Origin of the sequence: Persicitalea sp., from assembly GCF_041751555.1 — a bacterium.
GTDB lineage: Bacteria > Bacteroidota > Bacteroidia > Cytophagales > Spirosomataceae > Persicitalea.
Map to the genome: position 1 here is coordinate 1 of NZ_JBGSXF010000760.1, position 6,449 is coordinate 6,449.

General features: G+C 50.5%; 6 protein-coding genes. 2 read left to right on the forward strand and 4 right to left on the reverse strand.

The window, feature by feature from the left end:
• The 3 genes from ACEW8P_RS26535 to ACEW8P_RS26545 form a co-directional block, all read right to left on the reverse strand.
• Positions 1 to 428, reverse strand: a 428-nt coding sequence (locus tag ACEW8P_RS26535; protein WP_373516079.1) for a copper resistance protein NlpE, incomplete at its 3' end; no start/stop codon positions are given.
• A 41-nt stretch (positions 429 to 469) separates the two neighbouring features.
• Positions 470 to 1,555: an endo-1,4-beta-xylanase gene (locus ACEW8P_RS26540; protein WP_373516080.1), complete on the reverse strand. Its 1,086-nt coding sequence runs from the start codon at positions 1,553 to 1,555 to the stop codon at positions 470 to 472.
• 57 nt (positions 1,556 to 1,612) lie between these two features.
• Entirely contained in the window at positions 1,613 to 2,863 is a 1,251-nt protein-coding gene (locus ACEW8P_RS26545; protein WP_373516081.1) for a TlpA family protein disulfide reductase, read from the reverse strand.
• A gap of 114 nt (positions 2,864 to 2,977) precedes the next feature.
• Here ACEW8P_RS26545 and ACEW8P_RS26550 point away from each other — a divergent pair, with 114 nt between their 5' ends.
• Entirely contained in the window at positions 2,978 to 4,102 is a 1,125-nt protein-coding gene (locus ACEW8P_RS26550; protein WP_373516082.1) for a PLP-dependent aspartate aminotransferase family protein, read from the forward strand.
• Here the strand turns inward: ACEW8P_RS26550 and ACEW8P_RS26555 are convergent.
• A complete protein-coding gene (locus tag ACEW8P_RS26555; protein WP_373516083.1) occupies positions 4,081 to 4,926 on the reverse strand; it encodes an SDR family oxidoreductase in 846 nt (281 codons plus the stop codon). The two genes, ACEW8P_RS26550 and ACEW8P_RS26555, sit on opposite strands and share 22 nt — an antisense overlap.
• A gap of 97 nt (positions 4,927 to 5,023) precedes the next feature.
• Between ACEW8P_RS26555 and ACEW8P_RS26560 the strand changes: the two genes are divergently transcribed.
• On the forward strand, positions 5,024 to 6,449 hold a 1,426-nt coding region (locus ACEW8P_RS26560), incomplete at its 3' end, for a DUF5686 family protein (RefSeq protein WP_373516084.1).

Below are 6,449 nucleotides of genomic sequence, written 5' to 3' on the forward strand. Positions count from 1 at the left end.
AGCACATACATCGCGGCCAGATCACCTTCAATTTTCTGCCCCTCCATGTCCAATTGTGTCAGCGTATTTTCACCTACAAAGTACTGATTTGGTTTATCCTGTCCTTCCAGGGTAATTTGCTGTCCGTTCGCGTCCCAGGTATAGTTACCCTTTTCCTCAAAAGAATTGTCATTACCCTTACCCAGGTGGGTGCTTTTTTTGGCATAAGTACCCTCTTGATTCAGCGTGATTTTGGTTTCGATGCCCTCGCAGTCGGCGCAGGGCAATACGCCCGTGTAAGTTCCGGCGAAATCGATTGAATTCCTGGAATTGTGTCCGTCGGCAATGGTACTTTTCACGGCGGTCGAGTCGATGCCTGCCTGCGAGGACGAATCCGTATTACAACTTGCTAAAATAATAGCAACCAGGATTACGGTACCCTTTCTCATATTTTTCTTGGTGCGTGAAAGATTTGATAGTTTTTCAAGATTTATTTTTCAAAATCGACCACTTTCCAGAATGCTTTCTTCGGCTGCAAAGCTTCATCGAATAGCAAAGGGTAGTCTTTACGGCCTTTAATGGGAAATGTGTCGAGCCAGGTGCGACGGTCGGAGATATTCCAAAATGTGACGCCCGAAACTTTATCCTTGTGTTTCCGCAGAACGTCGAAAATCATTTGGTATTTGTCGATCTGCATTTGCTCTTTTTCGGGCGTGAAGGAAGTCGTGTCGCTCGCGAGCTTTTCCTTGCGGTTCCAGTCTTTCGGATAAACCGAAATGTCTAACTCCGTGATTTGCACCGTCAGTCCAAGACTAGCGAAGCGGGTGATGGATTCCTCCAGCCCCGCCGCCGTCAGATCGTCGTAAATAGACCAATGTCCTTGTAAACCCATGCCATGGATGGGGACTCCTTTGTCCAGCAAAGCTTTAAGCATTTGGTAAACGTGGTCACGCTTGGCGGGTTTTTCGGTATCGAAGTCGTTGTAAAAAAGCAGCGCGTCGGGATCGGCCTCATGGGCGTACTCGAAGGCCTTGGCGATGTACTCTTCGCCCAGCATCTGGTACCATTTCGTGGGGCGGTACATCTTGTCAGCTTGCTCGGCGATGGCTTCGTTCACGACATCCCAGGCGTATATTTTCCCCTTATACCGGCCCACCACAGCGTGAATGTGGTCGCGCAGGCGCTGCAGGAGCAGTTCTCGACTGGCGGGATTGCCATCTTTGTCCTCAAAAAACCATTTGGGTGTTTGATTGTGCCAACAAAGCGTGTGGCCGCGTACTTTCATGCCGTTTTCCTGGGCAAAGGCCACGATTTGGTCAGCGGGGTCCCAGTTGTAGCGATCTTCATCGGGATGAATGGGCTGCGGCTTCATCACATTTTCAGCCGTCAGGCTGGCGAAATTTTTCTTAATCAATTCTGCTTCATCGCCCGGCTCGACGGACTGAGGCGCCACGGAGACACCTATGGTGAAGTAGTCGTGGTGGTAGGCTGCGAGTCCTCGGTAGTTTGAGTCGCGGGCTGTCTGACCAAAACAGGTTAGCGAAATAAAGGTCAAACAAAAAATGGTGATTTTCATATGTTTATCAAGCTAGGCACCGATTCAATTTACTGACTTTGGGTAATGCAACAAAGACTATTTGAATTTCGCGACCTGTTTCTCATAAACCTCGGTCTTTTCCTTTGCGGTTTTGGCAACTGTTAACGCCTTTTCGGCGGCGGCCTTTCCTTCTACCTTTTTTCCTAATTTTAAATATGCTTCCGACTGCTCACGGTGTAGCTCGGCCACTTCGGGCTTATTCACTTCATCGGGCCTGACGGTTTTCAGAGCTTTGTCGGTCCACGCAACTAATTTCTCTGCGTATGAATTGTCCGGGGCTTTCTCGTTAAAAAATCGCAAGATGTAAGCGTAGTCGGTAGTTCGCAGGAAGTTATCGGCTTGGTATTCGTCGAAACGAGCAGTGGCGGCCGTCGTATTTTTCTCGCGAAAATAGGCTTCCAACTCCTTCAATATCGTTCGCATAGCCGCGACGTTGGGTGCTACGCCGAGCGATTCCATCGCCTTGCGCATGGCAACTACCTCCGAGGAGAGCAAGGCGTCGGAATTCTTTCCATATAGGCTTTGAAATAATATACTTTCGCCCTCTTGTTGCGTTTCCCGCGCGCCGTGCTGGCTACGATAAGTGTCGAGGTGCTGGAAGAAATATTGCGCCATGGGGTTGTTGAAATCAGAGATGAAACGGCTAATAATGTAGAACCCGTACGGGTTTTCCAGATCGGTGGGCTTAGTGAATGTTCTCCCGAACTCATCAGCCAGAACGGTCGATTGAAGCGTGTCGCGGGTAGTTTTGGTGTACTTGGCGTAGTTGATAAGGAAATCAAGGTTTCGATCGCCTTGCTGGTAGCGGGCCGCGTAGCTGCTGGTGCGCGTGGCGGGCGAAAGAGCGTCGTTGGCATGACGCAGGACTTCCTCGATGAATTCGGGCCTTGTGGGTTGGTCCGAAGGGGTAGCTTGGTGAATAAGCGTTCCATCAGCGTTGAAGAAGAACAAAAGTGGAAACTCGGGATAGTGCAGCTTTTTCTTTTCCTGCAGAGCTTTGGAGAGGGAAGCGTTGGCTTCGTATTTCGCACTCACGAATTTGGGATTGAAAAAATCGCCTGCTTTCTTCTCCTCCAAAACCGGAGCCAATGCCTCACAGTGCGGACAACCGTTCAAATATATTTCCACAAACACTAGCTTGCCCTCCTTCTTCGCTTTGGCCACGAGCAGGTCGATGTCTTCTTCCTGAAACTGAATGCCCTGTGCTCGGACACCAAAATTTAGGATCAGGATGGCAAGGGGCATCAGCAAGAGTAGTCGTATATTTTTATTAAAAAATGAAACCATAAGTTTGGATAGGTGAGTTTTCATTTTATCCCAAACAAAAATCGGGCAAAAATCCGGTACTTTGAAAAAAACTCTGCGCAACCGCGCGGCGGACCGTTCCGTGACCCTAAAAAGATGCAACCAGAAACTCTTGCCCTTCACTACGCCAACTACCAAGACAAAAATGCCGCCGCCGTAGTCCCGCCGATCTACCTTTCTACCACGTACGAACGCGACGAAAACTACGAACTCCCGGCGGGGTACCTTTACACAAGAGCCGGCAACCCCAACCGCCAGCAGCTCGAACAGGCCCTGGCCACGCTGGAAGGCGGCCAAGAGGCCGTCGCTTTCGCTTCGGGTCAGGCTGCTACCATGACTTTTTTTCAATGTTTAAAGCCCGGCGACCATGTCCTCCTACCCGACGATGCTTATTACGGTACGCCTTCGCTGTTGCAGGATTTTTTCGTGGCGTGGGGCCTGACTTTCAGTAAAGTCGACACGACTAAAATTGAGGAGGTAGAGAATGCAATTCGCCCCGAAACCAAGGTGATTTGGCTGGAAACGCCTTCCAATCCTCAACTCAAAGTGAGTGATTTGGCAGCAATAACCACCCTTGCAAAAAAGTACAACATCATTACGGTTTGTGATAACACCTGGGCGACACCCCTTTTGCAACGCCCGCTCGATCTGGGTTGTGACGTCGTGATGCACTCTACTACCAAGTACCTCGGCGGCCATAGCGATGTGCTGGGCGGGGCCTTGATTTTTAAATCAAAAAGCGAGTTGAGCGAACGCGCCCGCCAGCTCCAAACCCTCGGTGGGGCGGCACCATCGCCCTTCGACTGCTGGCTGGTGACACGGGGCATCAAAACCTTGGCTGTACGGATGCGGCAGCAAGCCGCCAACGCACAGCGGCTGGCGGAGTTTCTGGAAGGTCACGCTGCTGTGGATAAAGTCCACTATCCAGGACTACCTACCCACGCGGGCTACGAAGTCAGCCAACGGCAAATGACCGGTGGCGGGGCCATGCTCTCGGTGCAGGTGAAGGGCGGCGCGGAGGAAGCCTTACATCTTATCAAAAAACTGCAATTATTCACGGCCGCCACCAGTCTGGGCGGCGTGGAAAGCCTGATCGAACACCGCGCCTCGGTCGAGGGCCCGGACACGCTGACGCCGAAGAATCTTTTGCGGATTTCGGTGGGCCTGGAACACGCCGATGATTTGATCGATGACCTTACTCAGGCTTTGGCAGGTCTGTAATCTTTCACTAGTTCTTCACTCAGTTCCCAGAGTTTGGTAGCCAAAACTTCACTTTGGGCCTCTTTACTGGGTGTTTTGGGTTTTGCGTCATCGAAGTACTTACCCGTAACGGTTAGCAGTTCCGGTGAAGTCGCTAAGTAAAGGCTCGTCCGCGCGCCCTCCTGCACCGACTTCGCGAAAGGTTTAGCCAGAAACATGATAATATTGGCCAGTCCCGAGGTGTTAGAAGCGAAACTGGAAGCAACGAATCCCGGATGGAGCGCGTTGGAGGTAATGCCTTTTGCTTGCAACCGCTCAGCCAGCTCGTTGGAAAACAGGATGTTGGCTAACTTCGAGTTGGCGTAGGTGGTAATTGTGCTGAATTTCTCGGGATGCACCAACTGGTCGGTGCGAAACTTCGCCATCTGGTGTGCGCCGGACGAAACATGAACGATGCGAGCGTCCTTTCCGGCGGCCAACAAATCGATCAGTTCGGTAGTTAGCAGAAAATGCCCTACGTGGTTGACTGCGAAGGTAGTTTCGATGCCATCCTGGGTCATTTCCCCGTGACTCATCATCAGGCCAGCGTTGTTGACGAGCAGATCTAACCGCGAGTAGTTGCTTTTCACCTGCTCTACCGCCCGCTTTACCGACTCCAAACTGGATAGATCACATTCCACAAAAGAAGTTTCAGCCTGATCGCCTATTTCCATCTGTAATTCATCCGCTTTTTTAGCGTTTCTGGCTAAAAGAATCAGGTTAAAACCGCGCTTAGCGAGTTCAAGCGCAGTAACTTTGCCGATTCCAGAAGTCGGACCAGTGATGAGGGCAATGGGCTTTTGCATGTGATTTTTGCTTTTAAAAAATTCTGTAAAACTTCCTGACCTAACCTACTACCCAAACGCAATGTTCGTTTAGTGTGAAATTCTTCTCTGCAAGTAAATGCGTCTAAGACTACTCTTCCTACTCATCTTGTTTGTAAATATCGCCCAGGCAGGCGGTATTCGCGGCCTGATCACGACGACTCGCAACGAGCCGTTGCCTTACGCGGGCATCGTCTTGCAAGGTACCAGCACGGGTACCCTCTCCAACGCCGAAGGCCGTTACGAACTCTCACTCCCGGCGGGGAAATACGAGGTAGTTTTCCAGTACCTAAGTTTCAAGACCATTACCAAAACCGTCACGATTGGTGAAGATTTCCTGGAACTGAACATCACGCTAGAGGAGCAACCGCTCAACCTTGATGCGGCGCGGGTCGGCAAAGGCAAGGAAGACCCGGCTTATAGCGTCATGCGAAGGGCCATCGCAAAGGCGCGGTTTCACCAGTTGCAGGTGCGCAGCTACACCGCCCGTGCCTACACCCGCAGCACAGCGCTGCCCACTAAGATTCCTTTTTTGCTGGAAAGGCGATTGAAAAAAGAAGGCGTGCAAGAAGGTAAGGCGTTCCTGAATGAAAGCATTACCGAAATCGCTTACCGAAGACCGAATACCTATAACCAGAAGATTCTTTCCACCCGCAATAGCCTGGATAACAGTACACCTACGCCCAACCAATATGTTTTGGCGAGTTTTTATAGTCCTGAAGTCGGCGGGGCCACCACACCGCTTTCGCCCAAAGCCTTCGCCCACTATAAGTTTGAGTACGAAGGATTTTTTGAAGACCGGGGCGAAATCGTAAACAAGATTAAGGTGATTCCCAAGGCTTTTGGCGAGGGTACTTTTCGAGGAAGTTTGTACATCATCGAAGACCGCTGGGCGATCCATAGCTTCGATTTGGAAACGATATATCAGGGGTTGCGGATTCGGGTGAAGCAGCTGTTTAGTCCGGTGCAAAATGTTTGGTTGCCGATCAACCAGCAGTTCAAAATCGAGGGCGGGTACCTGGGATTTGCCGGGGAGTTCAAATACGTGGTGTCGATGAATTATCAGAAGCTGAACATCGACCCCAATTTGAAAGAGGACATCACGATTCTCGATCATAAAAAAGAAGAAAGTGTCCCGTCGGTTTCGCGAAAGGCCGATTTGGAAAAAATGATCGAGCAGCAAAAGAAGTTTTCCACCAAAAATTTCCGCAAAATCATTAAGGAATACGAGAAGGAGGAGAAAAAGGAGCGTAAAGCCGCCGGACAGGACGTGCGGGCCGTGCGGCAGGATTCGGTCAGCGTGGATTCGCTGGCCAACAAGCGCGACACTACTTATTGGGAAACGCTTCGTCCCGTTCCGCTAACGGAATTGGAAGTAAAAAGCTATAAGATTCAGGATAGTATCAAGGTGGTGAAGCAGGAGAAAATGGACAAGGATAGTTTGAAAAACGACTCTACGACTTTCAAGCCCATGCACCTGTTGACTGGGCATACATACAAATTCA